Source organism: Mixta sp. BE291, assembly GCF_031457955.1.
Classification (GTDB): Bacteria; Pseudomonadota; Gammaproteobacteria; order Enterobacterales; family Enterobacteriaceae; genus Mixta.
Window position 1 is genome coordinate 167,633 of sequence record NZ_JAVDXN010000006.1, and the last position, 16,215, is coordinate 183,847.

Genomic DNA, 16,215 nt, shown 5'->3' on the forward strand with positions numbered 1-16,215 from the left:
GTTAGGCCGCCGCGCGGCAAGAGCAAATAATCAGTGCAGCGTAACCTTGGTGGTTTCCGGCGCACCCGGCGGCATCGGCGGATTAAAGGTTTCATGGCACAGCAAAGCGGCTACGCGCACATACTCGATAACCTCCTCCAGCGACTGTGCCAGCTCTTCCTGGTCTTCTTCATCATCATAGCCAAGCTGGGCAATGGTGCGCAGATCGTCGATGGCTTCGCCCGCTTCGCCTTTGACTTTATCCAGTTTAGGCTGCGTCACGCCCAGCCCCAACAGAAAGTGATTAACCCATCCCGCCAGCGCATCGGCACGCTCAAAGACGCTGCTTTCATTTTCATCAGGCAGCATCAGCTGAAACAGAAAGCCTTCTTCTTCCAGCGTGTCCTGAATATGCGCGTGCAGCGCCTGCAGCGGCTGCGAGAGCGATTGTGAAAACGCTAAACCTTCATTGGTGAGATCGTGTACCAGCGCTTTCCAGCTGTGATCTTTATTGCCACCGCAGACGATGCCGCTGATCAAGCCGTGCATTTCAGCTGGCGTCATTCCTACCCCTTGCTGGGTCAGGAGGGATGCCAGCGCCTGCCAGGCTGGCTGTGTGTTATCTGTAGACATATGCATTATCATCGTTGGCGGAGTAAGTTCGTGTTATGCTACCACCAGGTGCCTTGAGGTTTCCAGAAAGGGCTTGTTTCTTCACGCCAGGATATATATAGTGGCGCCCCTTCTGAGCCGGAGCAGGTTCAGAACGATGCGGGCGCAGTAATCAGTCAGGAAGGTGGCATGTCTGCACAACCGGTAGATATTCAGATTTTTGGACGTTCGTTACGCGTGAATTGTCCGCCTGAACAGCAAGATGCGCTGAACGCGGCGGCGGAAGATCTTAATCAGCGGTTGCAAGATCTTAAAGTTCGCACTAGAGTCACAAATACAGAGCAGCTGGTGTTCATCGCTGCGTTGAACATTTGCCATGAGCTGGCGCAGGAAAAGGGGAAAACCCGTGACTACGCTGCTAACATGGAACAACGCATTCGGATGCTGCAACAGACCATAGAACAAGCATTGCTTGAGCAAGGTCGCATAACTGAACGCCAGGGTGCGAAGTTCGAATAACACTTTACGGCCGACTGTGATACAGTGGCGGTGAGGTACAATTTCTCTGAGATGTTTGCAAGTGGGCCAGTCCCCTGAGCCGATATTTCAAAACCACAGAGTGTGGCGCTCCGCAGCCTGTGTGCATGCCCGGTCCGTCCGGGAAGCCTAATGGTTACGACGACACATTCACCTTGAACCAAGGGTTCAAGGGTTACAGCCTACGGCGGCATCTCGGAGATTCCTTTCTTGTTTAGCGGTTACGCAACGCGTTTGCCCGCTAATTCTTCGCTTTACCTGTGCTATATTCGCATCATCCCCGCAGGCGCAGGAAAACCTCTATGTCCTTATCACTTGAACGCCAGGCGATACGCACGCATGTCCGCCATTTACGGCGCGGGCTCAGCGCGGAACAGCAAACGCTGGCGGCGAATAGCGTCGCTGAACATGCGTTAAACGTCGAATCGGTCGCTCAGGCGCAGCATATCGCGCTGTTTCTTTCGGTGGATGGCGAACTCAACACGCGCCCTTTAATTGCCCGCCTGTGGCAACAGCATAAGCAGGTTTACCTGCCGGTACTGCACCCTTTCTCGCCGGGAAATCTGCTGTTTATCCGCTATACGCCGGAAACAGAGCTGATCCCCAACCGCTTACGCATCCCGGAGCCGCCGCTAAATGTGCAGGATATTATTCCGCTCGATCGGCTGGATGTGATGTTTGTGCCGCTGGTGGCGTTTGATAAGCATGGACAGCGTCTGGGAATGGGCGGCGGATTTTACGATCGCACCTTACAGCACTGGCGCAGGCATCGCTTTCTTCCTGTTGGCCTGGCGCACGACTGCCAGCAGGTCGATACGCTGCCGGTGGAAACCTGGGATATTCCGCTGCCCGCGATGTTAACCCCTTCACGCCTGTGGCAGTGGGAAAAATAGCACGCCGCCCGGAATCAGGCGGCGCGATGAGCAAAAAAACAGTCAATCAGTAAAGCAAACGGGCGCGCATGGTGCCCGGAATCGCCTTCATCATCGTCAGCGCCTTGTGCGCCACATCCAATTCCGCATCGATATCGATCACCACATAACCCATTAACGGCGTGGTTTGCAGATACTGCGCCGAGATATTAATGCCCTGCTCGGCAAATATCTGGTTGATCGCGGTTAGCACGCCTGGACGGTTTTCATGAATATGCAGCAGGCGGCTTACGTGCGCGCCGTGCATTGGCAGCGAGACTTCCGGGAAGTTAACGGCGGAAAGCGTAGAGCCGTTATCAGAATATTTTGCCAGCTTACCAGCGACTTCAATGCCGATATTCTCCTGCGCTTCCTGAGTAGAGCCGCCGATATGCGGCGTCAGGATCACGTTGTCGAACTCGCACAGCGGAGAATTAAACGGATCGCTGTTGGTTGCCGGTTCTTCCGGGAAAACGTCGATCGCCGCGCCGGAGAGATGTTTATTCGCCAGCACCTGGCAGAGCGCCGGGATATCCACCACCGTTCCGCGTGAGGCGTTAATCAGCAGTGAGCCTGGCTTCATCTGCGCCAGTTCTTCTGCGCTCATCATATTCTGGGTTGAGGGAGTTTCCGGCACGTGCAGGCTGACCACATCGCTCATATTCAGCAGATCGGCAAGGTGCCTGACCTGCGTGGCATTGCCCAGCGGCAGCTTGTTTTCGATATCGTAGAAAAAGACATGCATCCCCAGGCTTTCCGCCAGCACGCCAAGCTGCATACCGATATGGCCGTAACCAATGATGCCCAGCTTCTTGCCACGCGCTTCATACGAGCCGGCGGCCTGTTTGTTCCAGATGCCGCGATGGGCTTTGGCATTCGCTTCCGGGATGCCGCGCATCAGCAGCAGCATTTCACCAATAACCAGCTCCGCTACTGAACGGGTGTTAGAGAATGGCGCATTAAACACCGGCACGCCGCGCGTTGCCGCCGCCTCTAAATTCACCTGATTGGTGCCGATACAGAAGCAGCCCACGGCCACCAGCTTTTCAGCCGCGGCAAAGATCTCTTCGGTCAGCTGAGTACGGGAACGAATACCGATAAAGTGCGCATCGCGAATGGAGGCTTTCAGCGCTTCACTATCCAGCGCGCCTTTGTGATATTCGATATTGGTGTAACCTGCCGCACGCAAATTATCCAGCGCAGTCTGGTGAACGCCTTCCACCAGCAGAAACTTAATTTTGTCTTTCTCCAGCGATACTTTTGCCATTTCCCGACCCTATTTTGCAGACTTCAGAAGGGGCTGTAATAAGCCAGCCTTCTGTCAAAATATCAAAATTTACGCGCGCGGCAATACAAACGATTGCCTGCCGCTTAGCATGGGTAAAGGAAGATAGGGGCAGATTCAACAGATTATGATGGGAAGCACCTTGCAGGCAGAATGATAGCGCTCCAGGCATCTCTTATGTGACATAAGTCACTAAATTTCGCCTACTGGAGAAAAGATGTTTTTCGGCAAGAAATAACCGGCGCGAGCTACGCGCCAGCCAGATCATTTGGTGATGGTTTTTACGCCGTCCGGCCCGCCAATCAGCGCAACGTCGGCGCCACGCGCGGCAAAAAGCCCTACCGTCACTACGCCAGGCAACGCATTGATAGCGCGTTCCAGTTCAGAGGGGTTCACGATACTCAGATTATGCACGTCGAGAATAATGTTGCCGTTATCGGTGATAACCTGCTGACGATATTCCGGCAGGCCGCCCAGTTTCACCAGTTCACGCGCAACATAAGAACGTGCCATCGGGATCACCTCCACCGGCAGCGGAAAACCGCCCAGCACATCAACCTGCTTGGAAATATCGGCGATACAGATAAATTTATCCGCTACCGCAGCGATAATTTTCTCACGCGTTAGCGCTGCGCCGCCGCCTTTAATCATTTGCATTTGCGGGTTGATTTCATCCGCGCCGTCAACGTAGATCGCCAGCGAATCCACCTCGTTAAGGTCAAAGACCGGGATCCCCAGACTCTTTAACTTCAGCGTAGAAGCATCCGAGCTGGAAACGGCGCCTTCGATCTGATGCTTAATCGAGCCGAGCGCATCGATAAAGTGGGCGGCGGTTGATCCGGTGCCTACGCCGACAATCGTCCCTGGCGTGACATAATCCAGCGCGGCCCAGCCTACTGCTTTTTTCAGTTCATCCTGCGTCATGGTATGTTTAAAACCTGTGCTAATGGTGTGCGCGTAGTATAAAACAAGCTCTGGTTAAAATGCGTATTGGATGCGCGGCGTTTTGTCGCTTTGCAAAGCAGTGCACAAACTGCCGCTTCTGACCGCAGCGGCAAAGCGTGAATTTTATGGCATAGTGTCCCGGCATTGCTGAAGGAGAACAAAATAACAATGAAAAGACCCGACTATCGAACGCTTCAGGCTCTGGATGCTGTGATCCGCGAGCGCGGCTTTGAACGCGCGGCGCAAAAGTTATGTATCACCCAGTCGGCGGTGTCACAGCGTATTAAGCAGCTGGAAAATATGTTCGGTCAGCCTTTGCTGGTGCGTACTATTCCACCGCGCCCGACCGAACAAGGACAAAAGCTGCTGGCCCTGCTGCATCAGGTAGAGCTGCTGGAGGACGAGTGGCTGGGCGATGAAAACGGCGGCACTACGCCTCTGCTGCTATCGCTGGCGGTGAATGCCGACAGTCTGGCGACCTGGCTGCTGCCAGCGCTAAAAGAGGTGTTAACCGATTCGCCGGTACGCCTGAATTTGCAGGTGGAAGATGAGACCCGTACCCAGGAGCGCTTACGACGCGGCGAGGTGGTGGGCGCGGTGAGTATTCAGCCGCAGCCGCTGCCCAGCTGTTTGGTGGATCGGCTTGGCGCGCTGGATTATCTGTTTGTCGGCTCACCCGAGTTTGCCGCGCGCTATTTTGCTAACGGCGTGACGCGCTCGGCGTTGTTGAAAGCGCCAGCGGTGGCTTTTGACCACCTTGATGACATGCATCAGGCTTTCTTACAGCAGAATTTCGATCTGTCGCCCGGCAGCGTGCCTTGTCATATCGTTAACTCATCCGAGGCGTTTGTGCAGCTGGCGCGTCAGGGATCGACCTGCTGTATGATTCCGCATTTGCAGATCGAACGGGAGCTGGCGAGCGGTGAGCTTATCGATCTCACGCCCGGTCTTTATCAGCGCCGCATGCTTTACTGGCACCGCTTTGCGCCGGAAAGCCGCCTGATGCGTAAGGTAACCGACGCGCTGCTGGCGCATGGTCATCGCGTATTGCGTCAGGAAGAGGAAGCGCTCAGCGGTTAGGGCGCGAAAAGGCAATCCCGCGCAGGCACGCAAGTACCCAAAGCGCAGGGCGCGGGGAGTACAGGCAGAAGAGTAAAGCGTCCCGCGCCATGGACGGCGCGGGTCGAGCTGTCAGGGATGACGTTTTTTGCGTCTTTACGATCGGCCTGCACTCTCCGCGCGGGCAAACCAGCTCCTAAAGCCTGAGGCGTGGGGAGCGCAGGCAGAAGAGTAAAGCGTCCCGCGCCATGGACGGCGCGGGCCGAGCTGTCAGGGATGACATTTTTTGCGTCTTTACGATCGGCCTGCACTCTCCGCGCGGGCACATAAGCGCCCAACGCGCAGGGGCTGTTTCTGCCGGGTTTATTTATTGCGCTGTAGCTCGAACACCACATCAACCTGATCGTCAAAATGAATGCTCTGCTGCTCATAGGTTTGCTCAGCGGAGGTCATCGGCGCAGCATCCGCAGCTTTATACATACGTGCCATCGGCATCGGCTGATAGTTGGCAACGTGATAGCGCACGCTGTAAACCTGGCCCAGCGTCGCGTTAAAGCCTTTTGCCAGCGCGGCCGCCTGCTGCGTAGCGTTTTCAATCGCCGCCTGACGCGCCTTCGCCTGATAATTATCCGGATTCGCGACGCCCAACTCCACCGAGCGAATTTCATTCAGCCCCGACTTAAGCGCGCCATCCAGCAAATCGTTCAGCTTATCCAGCTGACGCAGCGTTACCTTTACCTGACGCACCGCACGGTAGCCTTTCAGCACCGACTTGCCCTCTTTGGTGTAATCATATTCCGGCTGGGTACGCAGGTTCGCTGCATCAATATCTTTCTTCTCAATGCCATTTTTATTGAGCAAATCAAAATATTGCGCCACGCGGTCATCCGCCTGTTTCTTTGCTTGCGCCGCATCCTTTGAGGAGACGTTAACTTCGATTGCCAGCGTGGCGATATCAGGACGCGCATCTACGCTGGCCTGCCCTGAGGTGACAATATGCGGCCCATTGGGCAACTCATCGGCCTGGGCTAACTGTGAGCCGATGCTTAACCCCATGGTTGCGGCCAGAGCCAGTGCTTTCAGTTTCACGAAAGGTCCTCCTTGAAGACAAAAAATTAGCGAGACGCCGGGTGGCGGTTGCCATAACGGCCACGCAAGCCTGCCACAAGCCAGACGCGGGCAACATGCGTGTTCATCTGAGTTTTTATTGTGGCAAAAGTTTCTTTTTTTGCCGCCCCGCCGCATTTAATGCCATTGGTCGCCTAGTGAAACCCTGTAATCGCCTGTAATGCCAGCTTTAGCGCAATAAACCACATCACCAGGCCAACAAACAGATTGATGATGCGCTGCGCGCCAACCGTACTCAATCGTGGCGACAGCCAGGCCGCCAGCAGTGCCAGACTAAAGAACCAGATAAAAGAGGCGCTTGCGGTGCCCAGAGCAAACCAGCGACGCGCCTCTGGCGGCAGCTGACCGCCAAGGCTTCCCAGCACCACAAACGTATCCAGATAAACGTGCGGGTTTAACCAGGTCACGGCAACCAGCGTAGCGATAATGCGCCAGCGGCTCTGCTGCTTTATCTGCGCGCTGGCCAGCGAGATATTCGCGCTAATCGCCGTACGCAACGCGCCCCATCCATACCACAACAAAAACGCGACGCCGCCCCAGGTCACCAGATTCAGTAACAGCGGCGACTGATTAAGCAGCGCGCTGCCGCCAAAAACCCCGGCGGAGATCAGGATAATATCACTCAGCGTACAAAGAGCGGCGGTCATCAGGTGATACTGCTGGCGTATTCCCTGATTAAGAACAAAGGCGTTTTGCGGCCCCAGCGGCAAAATAAGCGCCACCCCAAGGGCAAGCCCCTGAAAATAAACGGATAACATAATTTTTTTTCCCCACAGAGATAATGGCGGGCAGTGTATAGCGCAAAGACGTGGGGGTGAAATGGAAAGAACTAATGGAATATCAGCGGAGCTAATAACAATACGGGCGAGGATTGCCCTCGCCCGTTCTGGCTTATTCCGCGTTGGTCTTTGCTAACTGAACCTTTTCTGGCAGAGCCTTTTCCTCTGCCGCAGAGGTGACTTTATGCAGATGCACATCCATCTGCGGGTAAGGGATGCCAATACCGTGCGCATCCAGCGTACGCTTGAAATTTTTCATCAGATCCCAATAAACGTCCTGCAGATCGCTACTGTTGCTCCAGCAGCGCACCACAAAATTCAGCGAGGAGGCCGCCAGCTCATTCAGCCCAATCTGCACGCCTTTATCCTGCAAGACGCGCGCATCGGCATCGACCACTTCACGCAGCAGTGAAATCACCTGATCGACATCCGCGTCGTAAGCGACACCAATAATAAATTCATTACGGCGCACCGGTTCACGTGAAAAGTTAATAATATTGCCAGCAATAATTTTTCCGTTCGGCACCACGACAATTTTCCCGTCGCCGGTACGCAGCGTCGTTGAGAAAATCTGCACGTGCAATACCGTGCCCATCACGCCGCCAAGATCCACAAACTCACCGGTACGGAACGGACGGAAGGTCACCAGCAGCACGCCTGCCGCGAGGTTAGAGAGTGACCCCTGTAAGGCCAGACCGACCGCCAAACCTGCCGCACCCAGTACGGCGATCACCGACGCCGTTTGTACGCCAACGCGTCCCAACGCCGCAATCAGCGTAAAGGCGATAATGCCGTAGCGCACCAGCGCTGACAGAAAATCCGCCACGGTGGCATCAATATGTCGCGCAACCAACAAACGGTTGATGCCATTTGAAACGATGCGCGCAATGATCATCCCTACCATAAGGATGGCAAAGGCCGCCACGATATTGACCGCGTAACCGATCAGCAGCGCCTGATTATGAACCAGCCAGCCACCTGCGCTGCTAATTCCGTGTACCACATTTAAATCTTCCATCAATCCACCCTGTTATCATTCCTCAAAAAATCATTTAACCCGCCAGTCAGCGCTGACGCACCCTAAACCAAGGGTAAACAAAAACCACCCGCTTCGCCAAATAAGTGACGATAATGGTTACACTTTTAGCGCAAAATGCCATAAAAAAAGGCCCCGCAGGGCCTTTTATCATCAGTGCGCTATTACAGCGTATTGATGTTGTTCAGTTCTTTAAACGCCTGCTCTAAGCGCACAACCATGGAAGCCTGTGCAGAACGCAGCCAAACGCGCGGATCGTAGAATTTCTTGTTCGGCTTATCGTCGCCTTCCGGGTTACCCAGCTGCGCCTGCAGATAGCCTTCGTTCTTTTTGTAGTACTGCAGAATACCGTCCCAGGTCGCCCATTGGGTGTCGGTGTCGATATTCATTTTGATCACGCCGTAATCGATAGATTCTTTGATCTCTTCAGCAGAAGAACCAGAACCACCGTGGAACACGAAGTTCAGCGCGTTGTGCGGCAGGTTATGTTTCTGACACACATATTCCTGAGAGTTTTTCAGGATTTTCGGCGTCAGCACCACGTTGCCCGGCTTGTAAACGCCGTGTACGTTACCGAAAGAGGCAGCAATAGTGAAACGAGGGCTTACTTCGCTCAGTTTGGTATAAGCGTAGTCAACGTCTTCCGGCTGGGTGTACAGCGCAGAGCTGTCGAGATGGGAGTTATCCACGCCATCTTCTTCACCACCGGTAACGCCCAGTTCGATCTCCAGCGTCATATCCATTTTCGCCATACGCGCCAGATATTGGCTGCAGATCTCGATGTTTTCTTCCAGCGTCTCTTCAGACAGGTCAATCATGTGCGAAGAGAACAGCGGTTTGCCGGTCTGGGCGAAATGTTTTTCGCCTGCGTCCAGCAGACCATCGATCCACGGCAGCAGTTTCTTCGCGCAGTGGTCGGTATGCAGGATCACCGGCACGCCATATTTTTCCGCCATCAGGTGAACATGATGCGCGCCCGCGATCGCACCGGCGATAGCAGCAGCCTGCGGCTCGTCAGATTTAAAGCCTTTACCCGCGATAAAGGCAGCACCGCCGTTAGAGAACTGTACGATAACCGGCGCTTTTGCTTTTGCAGCGGCTTCCAGTACGGCGTTGATGGAGTCACTGCCTACGCAGTTCACTGCTGGCAGGGCAAATTTGTTCTCTTTTGCTACCTGGAACACTTTCTGTACGTCATCACCGGTGACAACGCCTGGTTTTACGAAATCAAAAATTTTAGACATCTGTTTTGTCCTGTTTCGTCGGCCGTGTTACGGATTCAGCCCATTTAAGTAAGCTGGGCAATACGTTCTGGCAGAGCATAGCGCCCTGCCCTAAAGGTTACTGTTTAGCACGCTCTTCGAGCATAGCGACAGCTGGCAGTTTTTTGCCTTCCACGAACTCAAGGAACGCGCCGCCGCCGGTAGAGATATAAGAAATTTTATCTTCAATACCAAACAGATCGATTGCCGCCAGCGTATCGCCGCCGCCAGCAACAGAGAACGCTTCGCTGTCAGCGATGGCGTTAGCGATGATTTCGGTGCCTTTACGGAAGTTCGGGAATTCGAACACGCCTACCGGGCCGTTCCACAGGATGGTTTTCGCCTCTTTCAGCACTTTAGCCAGCGCCTGCGCCGTTTCATCGCCGAAGTCCATAATCTCTTCGTTATCGGCGATTTCGGTAACCTTTTTCACCGTAGCAGGTGCAGTTTCAGAGAATTCCGTACCTACGCGGGAGTCGGTTGGCACCGGAATGCCGTACTGATCGCGCAGGCCTTTTGCCGCTTCAACGAAATCAGGTTCATAAAGAGATTTACCCACGTTGTTATCGATCGCTACAAAGGTGTTAGCGATACCGCCGCCCACGACAACGGTGTCAGCGATTTTAACCAGCGAGTTCAATACGTCGAACTTGGTAGAAACTTTAGAACCACCCACTACCGCCACCAGCGGACGAGCCGGGTTGTTCATTACTTTGCCCAGCGCTTCCAGCTCAGCGGAAAGCAGCGGGCCGGCACAGGCGATCGGCGCAAATTTACCTACGCCGTGCGTAGAAGCCTGCGCGCGATGAGCGGTACCAAAGGCGTCCATAACGAACACGTCGCACAGCGCAGCATATTTTTTCGAGAGGGTTTCGTCGTCTTTCTTCTCGCCTTTGTTGAAACGCACGTTTTCCAACACCACCAGCTCACCTGCGCCGACTTCTACGCCGTCGAGGTAATCTTTCGCCAGGGTTACGTTGGTACCGTTCAGTTTCTCTTTCAGGTAGTTAACTACCGGCAGCAGGGAGAACTCTTCGTTATATTCGCCTTCGGTCGGACGACCCAGGTGAGAAGTCACCATCACTTTCGCACCCTGTTTCAGGGCCGTTTCGATGGTCGGCAGCGAAGCGCGAATACGCGCATCTGACGTCACTTTCCCTTCTTTAACCGGCACGTTGAGATCGGCACGGATCAGAACGCGTTTACCAGCAAGATCCAGATCGGTCATCTTAATTACAGACATGGTGAACCCTCTCGTTGATTCTCATAAGTTTTGTCAGACGCATCCGCGTCTTACCTGAAACCACTTGCGGCCATTGCTAATGTCGTGTCGAGCATCCGATTAGCAAAGCCCCATTCATTGTCACACCAGACTAATGTCTTAACCAGGTGGCGACCGCTGACCCGCGTTTGCGTACCGTCCACTATGGCACTGTGCGGATCGTGATTAAAATCGATCGAGACTAACGGCATTTCCGTATAGTCAACTATACCACTAAAAGCCCCCGCTGAGGCATTTTGCAGCACGCCGTTCACCTCGCAAGGGGTAACCGCCGCACGTACGCTGACGCTAAGATCCATCGCAGTAACGTTGATCGTTGGCACCCGCACGGCGATCGCTTCGAAGCGATCGTGGAACTGCGGCAGAATGCGTTCGATGCCCGCGGCAAGCCGCGTATCAACGGGAATAATAGACTGGCTGGCGGCACGCGTGCGGCGCAGATCGCTGTGATAAGCATCGATCACCTGCTGATCATGCATCGCGGAATGGATAGTGGTGACGGTGCCGGATTCGATGCCAAAAGCATCATCCAGCAGCTTAATTATCGGAATAATACAGTTAGTGGTGCAGGAGGCGTTGGAGACAATGCGGTCGGTGGGTTTAAGCGCCTGCTCATTGACGCCGAAAACCACGGTGGCATCGAGATCGTTGCCGCCAGGGTGAGAAAACAGCACTTTTTTCGCCCCAGCCTGCAGATGCGCTTCGCCATCGGCCCGGCTACCCCAGATGCCGGTACAGTCCAGCACCACGTCGACGTTGAGCTCACGCCACGGCAGATCGGCGATTTGCGCCTGATGCAGCAGGCGAATAGTATCCTCGCCTACCCACAGCAGATCGCGCTCCTGACGCACTTCCCAGGCGAAACGGCCATGGCTGGTATCATATTTCAGCAGATGCGCCATACCGGCAGATTCCGCCAGTTCATTAATAGCGACAACGCTAATTTCTGCCCGACGGCCAGTTTCGTACAGCGCACGTAATACGCTGCGTCCAATACGGCCAAAGCCATTAATCGCTACGCGAAGGGTCATAAATCTCCTGCGTCAGAACCTGATCAAACCGTGCCGATAGCCTGAGCCAGCCGTTACGATTTGTACAGGGAAAAATCCGCCCGTGCCAGCCACGCTAAAGGTGGGAAGTTAACAAAACTGAAACGCTTCAGCCAGAATATTCGTTACCAGGAATAATTAAAATGATAGCGATCAACCCTTACGACAAACTTCTGACGCAGATCACAAATTTGAAGAAAAGTTAGCGCAGCCGACGTCGATTTCGTTAGTGGTCATAGTATTGTGACGCGAAGAGATACGATTTTATCTACAGCGCGTCGGGTCCTGCACCTTTATCACGCGTTGGCCTTTCTGACCGTCAGGCTTAATTGCCGGTTAAAAGAACACTGCTATTGCGGCCACGGTGTTTGTTTTTGGTTCAGTAAAAGGATGTTATGAACTACACATTGCTTTGGGGCGTCTGGTTTATCTGGGCTCTGGCTTTGCTGGCTTATTGCCTGCAAGCGGAAGCGCGCCAGGGATTTCTCAACATTCTGTTAAACGCATTACCGCTGATTACCTCATCAGTGATTATTTTAAGCTGCATTTATTATCGACGACCATACAAGGGATTGAATATGTTTAAACGTAAAGAAACATTTAATGAAAATAGCGCCCCCGCTGCGGCAGAACAGGATGAGGTTATTTCCGTTAAGCCTTTTTCGCCAGAGGTTGAAAAAGCGTTAGCTTCGACGGCAATTAAAGATAATGAAGCAACGATAATCCCCTCTTCGTGTCATATTAAAGGTGAGGTTAACGCATCCGGTGATATACGAATTAGCGGCTCCGTTAATGGTACGATCAAGGCGGTCAACACCGTGCATGTGCTGCATCAGGGCAACGTTGAAGGCGACATCTATGCGGAAAAGCTGGTGGTGGATGGAAAAGTCACCGGCACCTGCATCAGTGAATCAGTAGAAATTAATGCCAATGGCTATATTGACGGCACCATCGAAAGCGATGATTTATCGATTAATAAAAGCGGACATTTTTATGGTATGTCAAAGCCCAGGAGGGTAAAACCGATGCAAACGGATAATGTCACGGAAAAAATGGATTTTACGGATAAAACCATCATTAAAGAAAGCAGCTTAGGAACCTTTACGCTCGCTGAACTGGTGGTAGATAATAACGCTGAAGAACATAATGCATAATTAAAAATTAGCGGTAAACACGACGGTTATTTGACGATTAAAAAATAAAGGGTGCCGTTTTTATTCTATTACGGCACCCTTATTTAACCGGTGCGCTCACAATAGCGCACCCTCATGATTACAAAATCGCTTTCGCTTTAGCGACCACGTTTTCAACGGTAAAGCCAAACAGCTCAAACAGTTGATCAGCCGGAGCGGATTCACCGAAACTGGTCATACCGATAATCGCGCCGTTCAGGCCGGTATATTTGTACCAGTAGTCCGCAATGCCCGCTTCGATGGCCACACGCGCGCTAACCGCCTTCGGTAGCACCGATTCACGATATGCCTCGTCCTGCTTATCGAACGCATCGGTAGACGGCATCGAAACCACGCGTACCTGATAGCCTTCAGAAGTCAGCTTATCCCAGGCCGCCACCGCCAGTTCCACTTCCGAACCGGTAGCGATCAGGATCAGCTGCGGCTGGCCTGCGCACTCTTTCAGCACGTAAGCGCCACGCGCAACGTTCGCCAGCTGCTCAGGGCTACGCGACTGCTGCACCAGATTCTGACGTGAGAAGATCAGCGCAGTCGGGCCATCCTGACGCTCAATGGCGTATTTCCACGCCACGGCGGATTCAACCTGATCGCACGGACGCCAGGTGCTCATATTCGGCGTAACGCGCAGGCTGGCGATCTGTTCAACCGGCTGGTGTGTCGGGCCATCTTCACCCAGGCCGATGGAGTCGTGGGTATAAACCATCACCTGACGAATCTTCATCAGCGCCGCCATACGCGCCGCGTTACGCGCATATTCCACAAACATCAGGAAGGTCGCGGTATAAGGCAGGAAACCGCCATGCAGCGCGATACCGTTCGCGATCGCGGTCATGCCGAATTCACGTACGCCGTAATGGATATAGTTACCGGCCGCATCATCATTGATGCCTTTAGAACCCGACCACATTGTCAGGTTGCTTGGCGCGAGGTCAGCGGAGCCGCCCAGGTATTCCGGCAGCAGTTTGCCAAACGCTTCAATCGCATTCTGTGACGCTTTACGGCTGGCGATTTTGGCTGGATTAGCCTGTAGCTGCTCAATAAATTTCTGTGACTCTTCCTGCCAGTTAGCGGGCAGCGCATTGCTCATGCGACGCGTAAACTCAGCGGCCAGCTCCGGGTAAGCCTGGGCATAGGCATCAAACTTCTGCTGCCATGCGGCTTCTTTTACCTGACCTGCTTCTTTCGCATCCCACTCGGCATAAATCTCCTGCGGAATAACAAAAGGCGCATGTTCCCAACCCAGCTGTTTACGGGTCAGAACGATTTCACCCGGGCCCAGCGGCGCACCGTGTGAATCATGCGTACCGGCTTTGTTCGGCGAGCCGAAGCCGATAACGGTTTTGCACATCAGCAGCGACGGCTTATCGCTTACCGCTTTCGCCTCTTCAATCGCCTGTTTAATCGCCTCAGCGTCGTGGCCGTCTACGCCGCGCACCACATGCCAGCCGTAGGCTTCAAAACGGGCAGCGGTATCATCGCTGAACCAGCCTTCAATATGACCATCAATTGAGATGCCGTTATCATCGTAAAACGCGACCAGCTTGCCCAGTTTCAGCGTACCGGCCAGCGAGCAGACCTCATGCGAGATCCCTTCCATCATGCAGCCGTCGCCCATAAACACGTAGGTGTGGTGATCGACGATGTCATGATTCGGACGGTTAAACTGCGCCGCCATGGTGCGTTCCGCGATCGCCATACCCACCGCATTGGCAATGCCCTGCCCCAGCGGACCAGTGGTGGTTTCCACGCCTGCGGTGTAGCCATACTCCGGGTGGCCCGGCGTTTTAGAGTGCAGCTGACGGAAGTTTTTCAACTCTTCAATCGGCAGATCGTAGCCAGTGAGGTGCAGCAGGCTATAGATCAACATCGATCCGTGACCGTTAGAGAGCACGAAGCGATCGCGATCGGCCCACAGCGGATTGGTCGGGTTATGGTTCAGGTAATCACGCCACAGCACTTCGGCAATGTCCGCCATGCCCATCGGGGCACCCGGATGACCAGACTGCGCTTTTTGTACTGCATCCATGCTCAAGGCGCGAACGGCGTTGGCAAGCTCTTTACGAGAAGACATGTGTTACTCCAGGTCGGATTAATGCTTCGCCGTCCTTAACCTATTGTAATTAATGAGTTATCAGGCAAAGCCAGAGAAAAGTCGCCAAACAATGTACATGAAAAGCGGGGTGGAAGTACATGGCGTGAGATGCGAAATATCAGGGACATTTCGCGCTTTAAGCGTTGTCTACTGGGCTTTGTAGTCTGAAAACGTTATAAGAGGGCTTTCCTGAGGGAAGCGCCACGCGCATTTACTTTCAGGACCGATCGTTTTTACTACTTTGTTACTGTGATGGGATATGAATGGAATGAAAATCCGTGCTTCTTTAATGGCCCTGTCGGTCGCGACGTTACTCTCTGGTTGTCAGAATCTTGACAGTAATGCGCTGATGCAGTCTGGCGCGCAGGCTTTCCAGGCGGTAACGCTCAGCAACGATCAGGTGAAGGCGCTCAGCGACCAGTCCTGCCAGCAGATGGACAGCGAAGCGCAAATCGCCAAGCCGGGCAGCACTTATCAGCAGCGTCTGGATAAAATCGCCGCCGCGCTGGGCAACAATATTAACGGTACGCCAGCCAACTATAAGGTCTATCTCACCAAAGATGTTAACGCCTGGGCGATGGCCAACGGCTGCATTCGCGTTTATAGCGGGCTGATGGATTTAATGACCGATAACGAAGTTGAAGCGGTGCTGGGTCATGAGATGGGTCACGTCGCGCTGGGCCACTCGCGCAAAGCGATGCAGGTAGCCTACGCCACCACGGCGGCACGCACGGCGGCAGCCTCGATGGGCGGCATTGCTGCCACGCTGTCTCAGTCGCAGCTTGGCGAGCTGGGTCAGAAACTGGTGAGCGCGCAGTTCTCGCAAACCCAGGAGTCGCAGGCGGATGATTACTCTTACGACCTGTTGAAAAAGCGCGGCATCAATCCAAACGGTCTGGTTACCAGCTTTGAAAAACTGGCGCAGCTGGAAGGCACGCATCAGAGTTCAATGTTCGATGACCACCCTTCTTCCGTGGCGCGTGCGGAACATATCAAAGCGCGTATCGCTGCCGATAGTAAATAAGCGGTGTGATAGCTCGCTGATATCCCGCGCCTGAGCGGCGCG

The 16,215-nt window shown here is 53.8% G+C and carries 15 protein-coding genes and 1 other RNA gene; 6 read left to right on the forward strand and 10 right to left on the reverse strand.

The genetic code is table 11. The features are described 5' to 3' along the window. Positions 1-30 precede the first annotated feature (30 nt). Complete coding sequence (locus J2X14_RS15285) at positions 31-612, reverse strand: YecA/YgfB family protein (protein ID WP_352412030.1); 582 nt, start codon at positions 610-612, stop codon at positions 31-33. Positions 613-780: 168 nt separating this feature from the next. Between J2X14_RS15285 and zapA the strand changes: the two genes are divergently transcribed. The 3 genes from zapA (at position 781) to J2X14_RS15300 (ending at position 2,021) form a co-directional block, all read left to right on the forward strand. Further along, positions 781-1,110: a cell division protein ZapA gene (gene zapA / locus J2X14_RS15290; RefSeq protein ID WP_085070241.1), complete on the forward strand. Its 330-nt coding sequence runs from the start codon at positions 781-783 to the stop codon at positions 1,108-1,110. A 40-nt stretch (positions 1,111-1,150) separates the two neighbouring features. Continuing rightward, positions 1,151-1,334: non-coding RNA, 6S RNA (ssrS, locus tag J2X14_RS15295), on the forward strand. Between the two features lie 96 nt (positions 1,335-1,430). Continuing rightward, a complete protein-coding gene (locus J2X14_RS15300) occupies positions 1,431-2,021 on the forward strand; it encodes a 5-formyltetrahydrofolate cyclo-ligase (protein ID WP_352412031.1) in 591 nt (196 codons plus the stop codon). 46 nt (positions 2,022-2,067) lie between these two features. Here the strand turns inward: J2X14_RS15300 and serA are convergent, their stop codons facing one another. Beyond that, positions 2,068-3,306, reverse strand: a complete 1,239-nt coding sequence (serA, locus tag J2X14_RS15305) for a phosphoglycerate dehydrogenase (protein ID WP_352412032.1) — start codon at positions 3,304-3,306, stop codon at positions 2,068-2,070. Between the two features lie 282 nt (positions 3,307-3,588). Then, positions 3,589-4,248 carry a ribose-5-phosphate isomerase RpiA gene (gene rpiA / locus J2X14_RS15310; protein WP_352412033.1) on the reverse strand — a complete coding sequence of 220 codons (660 nt, stop codon included), beginning with the start codon at positions 4,246-4,248 and terminating at the stop codon, positions 3,589-3,591. A gap of 189 nt (positions 4,249-4,437) precedes the next feature. Here rpiA and J2X14_RS15315 point away from each other — a divergent pair, with 189 nt between their 5' ends. Further along, positions 4,438-5,349, forward strand: a complete 912-nt coding sequence (locus J2X14_RS15315; RefSeq protein ID WP_352412034.1) for a LysR family transcriptional regulator ArgP — start codon at positions 4,438-4,440, stop codon at positions 5,347-5,349. Positions 5,350-5,691: 342 nt separating this feature from the next. Here the strand turns inward: J2X14_RS15315 and J2X14_RS15320 are convergent, their stop codons facing one another. The 6 genes from J2X14_RS15320 to epd all read right to left on the reverse strand — a co-directional run bounded on the left by J2X14_RS15320 (position 5,692) and on the right by epd (position 11,846). Next, a complete protein-coding gene (locus J2X14_RS15320; protein ID WP_352412035.1) occupies positions 5,692-6,417 on the reverse strand; it encodes an oxidative stress defense protein in 726 nt (241 codons plus the stop codon). Between the two features lie 173 nt (positions 6,418-6,590). After that, positions 6,591-7,214: an arginine exporter ArgO gene (gene argO / locus J2X14_RS15325; protein WP_352412036.1), complete on the reverse strand. Its 624-nt coding sequence runs from the start codon at positions 7,212-7,214 to the stop codon at positions 6,591-6,593. A 133-nt stretch (positions 7,215-7,347) separates the two neighbouring features. Continuing rightward, entirely contained in the window at positions 7,348-8,253 is a 906-nt protein-coding gene (gene mscS, locus J2X14_RS15330) for a small-conductance mechanosensitive channel MscS (protein WP_352412037.1), read from the reverse strand. A 182-nt stretch (positions 8,254-8,435) separates the two neighbouring features. Further along, positions 8,436-9,515: a class II fructose-bisphosphate aldolase gene (fbaA, locus tag J2X14_RS15335; RefSeq protein ID WP_352412038.1), complete on the reverse strand. Its 1,080-nt coding sequence runs from the start codon at positions 9,513-9,515 to the stop codon at positions 8,436-8,438. Positions 9,516-9,612: 97 nt separating this feature from the next. After that, positions 9,613-10,776: a phosphoglycerate kinase gene (pgk, locus tag J2X14_RS15340; protein WP_352412039.1), complete on the reverse strand. Its 1,164-nt coding sequence runs from the start codon at positions 10,774-10,776 to the stop codon at positions 9,613-9,615. A 50-nt stretch (positions 10,777-10,826) separates the two neighbouring features. Continuing rightward, positions 10,827-11,846 (reverse strand): erythrose-4-phosphate dehydrogenase, encoded by a 1,020-nt coding sequence (gene epd / locus J2X14_RS15345; protein ID WP_352412040.1) that lies wholly within the window; start codon positions 11,844-11,846, stop codon positions 10,827-10,829. 425 nt (positions 11,847-12,271) lie between these two features. Between epd and J2X14_RS15350 the strand changes: the two genes are divergently transcribed. Then, the gene (locus J2X14_RS15350; protein WP_352412041.1) at positions 12,272-13,018 is read left to right on the forward strand and encodes a bactofilin family protein; all 747 of its coding nucleotides are present in this window, start codon (positions 12,272-12,274) and stop codon (positions 13,016-13,018) included. Between the two features lie 118 nt (positions 13,019-13,136). Here J2X14_RS15350 and tkt read toward each other — a convergent pair whose 3' ends face one another. Further along, the gene (gene tkt, locus J2X14_RS15355) at positions 13,137-15,128 is read right to left on the reverse strand and encodes a transketolase (RefSeq protein WP_352412042.1); all 1,992 of its coding nucleotides are present in this window, start codon (positions 15,126-15,128) and stop codon (positions 13,137-13,139) included. 289 nt (positions 15,129-15,417) lie between these two features. On the opposite strand from tkt, the gene loiP reads away from it, so the two are divergent. Then, on the forward strand, positions 15,418-16,173 hold the full coding sequence (gene loiP / locus J2X14_RS15360) for a metalloprotease LoiP (RefSeq protein WP_352412043.1): 756 nt from the start codon (positions 15,418-15,420) through the stop codon (positions 16,171-16,173). The last annotated feature ends 42 nt before the right edge of the window (positions 16,174-16,215 follow it).

Coding starts and splice junctions, on each gene's coding strand:
- zapA (WP_085070241.1), top strand. CDS start 781: ATGTCTGCACAACCGGTAGATATTCAGATTTTTGGACGTTCGTTACGC.
- J2X14_RS15300 (WP_352412031.1), top strand. CDS start 1,431: ATGTCCTTATCACTTGAACGCCAGGCGATACGCACGCATGTCCGCCAT.
- pgk (WP_352412039.1), bottom strand. CDS start 10,776: ATGTCTGTAATTAAGATGACCGATCTGGATCTTGCTGGTAAACGCGTT.
- serA (WP_352412032.1), bottom strand. CDS start 3,306: ATGGCAAAAGTATCGCTGGAGAAAGACAAAATTAAGTTTCTGCTGGTG.
- tkt (WP_352412042.1), bottom strand. CDS start 15,128: ATGTCTTCTCGTAAAGAGCTTGCCAACGCCGTTCGCGCCTTGAGCATG.
- rpiA (WP_352412033.1), bottom strand. CDS start 4,248: ATGACGCAGGATGAACTGAAAAAAGCAGTAGGCTGGGCCGCGCTGGAT.
- mscS (WP_352412037.1), bottom strand. CDS start 8,253: ATGGAAGATTTAAATGTGGTACACGGAATTAGCAGCGCAGGTGGCTGG.
- epd (WP_352412040.1), bottom strand. CDS start 11,846: ATGACCCTTCGCGTAGCGATTAATGGCTTTGGCCGTATTGGACGCAGC.
- fbaA (WP_352412038.1), bottom strand. CDS start 9,515: ATGTCTAAAATTTTTGATTTCGTAAAACCAGGCGTTGTCACCGGTGAT.
- J2X14_RS15285 (WP_352412030.1), bottom strand. CDS start 612: ATGTCTACAGATAACACACAGCCAGCCTGGCAGGCGCTGGCATCCCTC.
- loiP (WP_352412043.1), top strand. CDS start 15,418: ATGAAAATCCGTGCTTCTTTAATGGCCCTGTCGGTCGCGACGTTACTC.
- argO (WP_352412036.1), bottom strand. CDS start 7,214: ATGTTATCCGTTTATTTTCAGGGGCTTGCCCTTGGGGTGGCGCTTATT.
- J2X14_RS15315 (WP_352412034.1), top strand. CDS start 4,438: ATGAAAAGACCCGACTATCGAACGCTTCAGGCTCTGGATGCTGTGATC.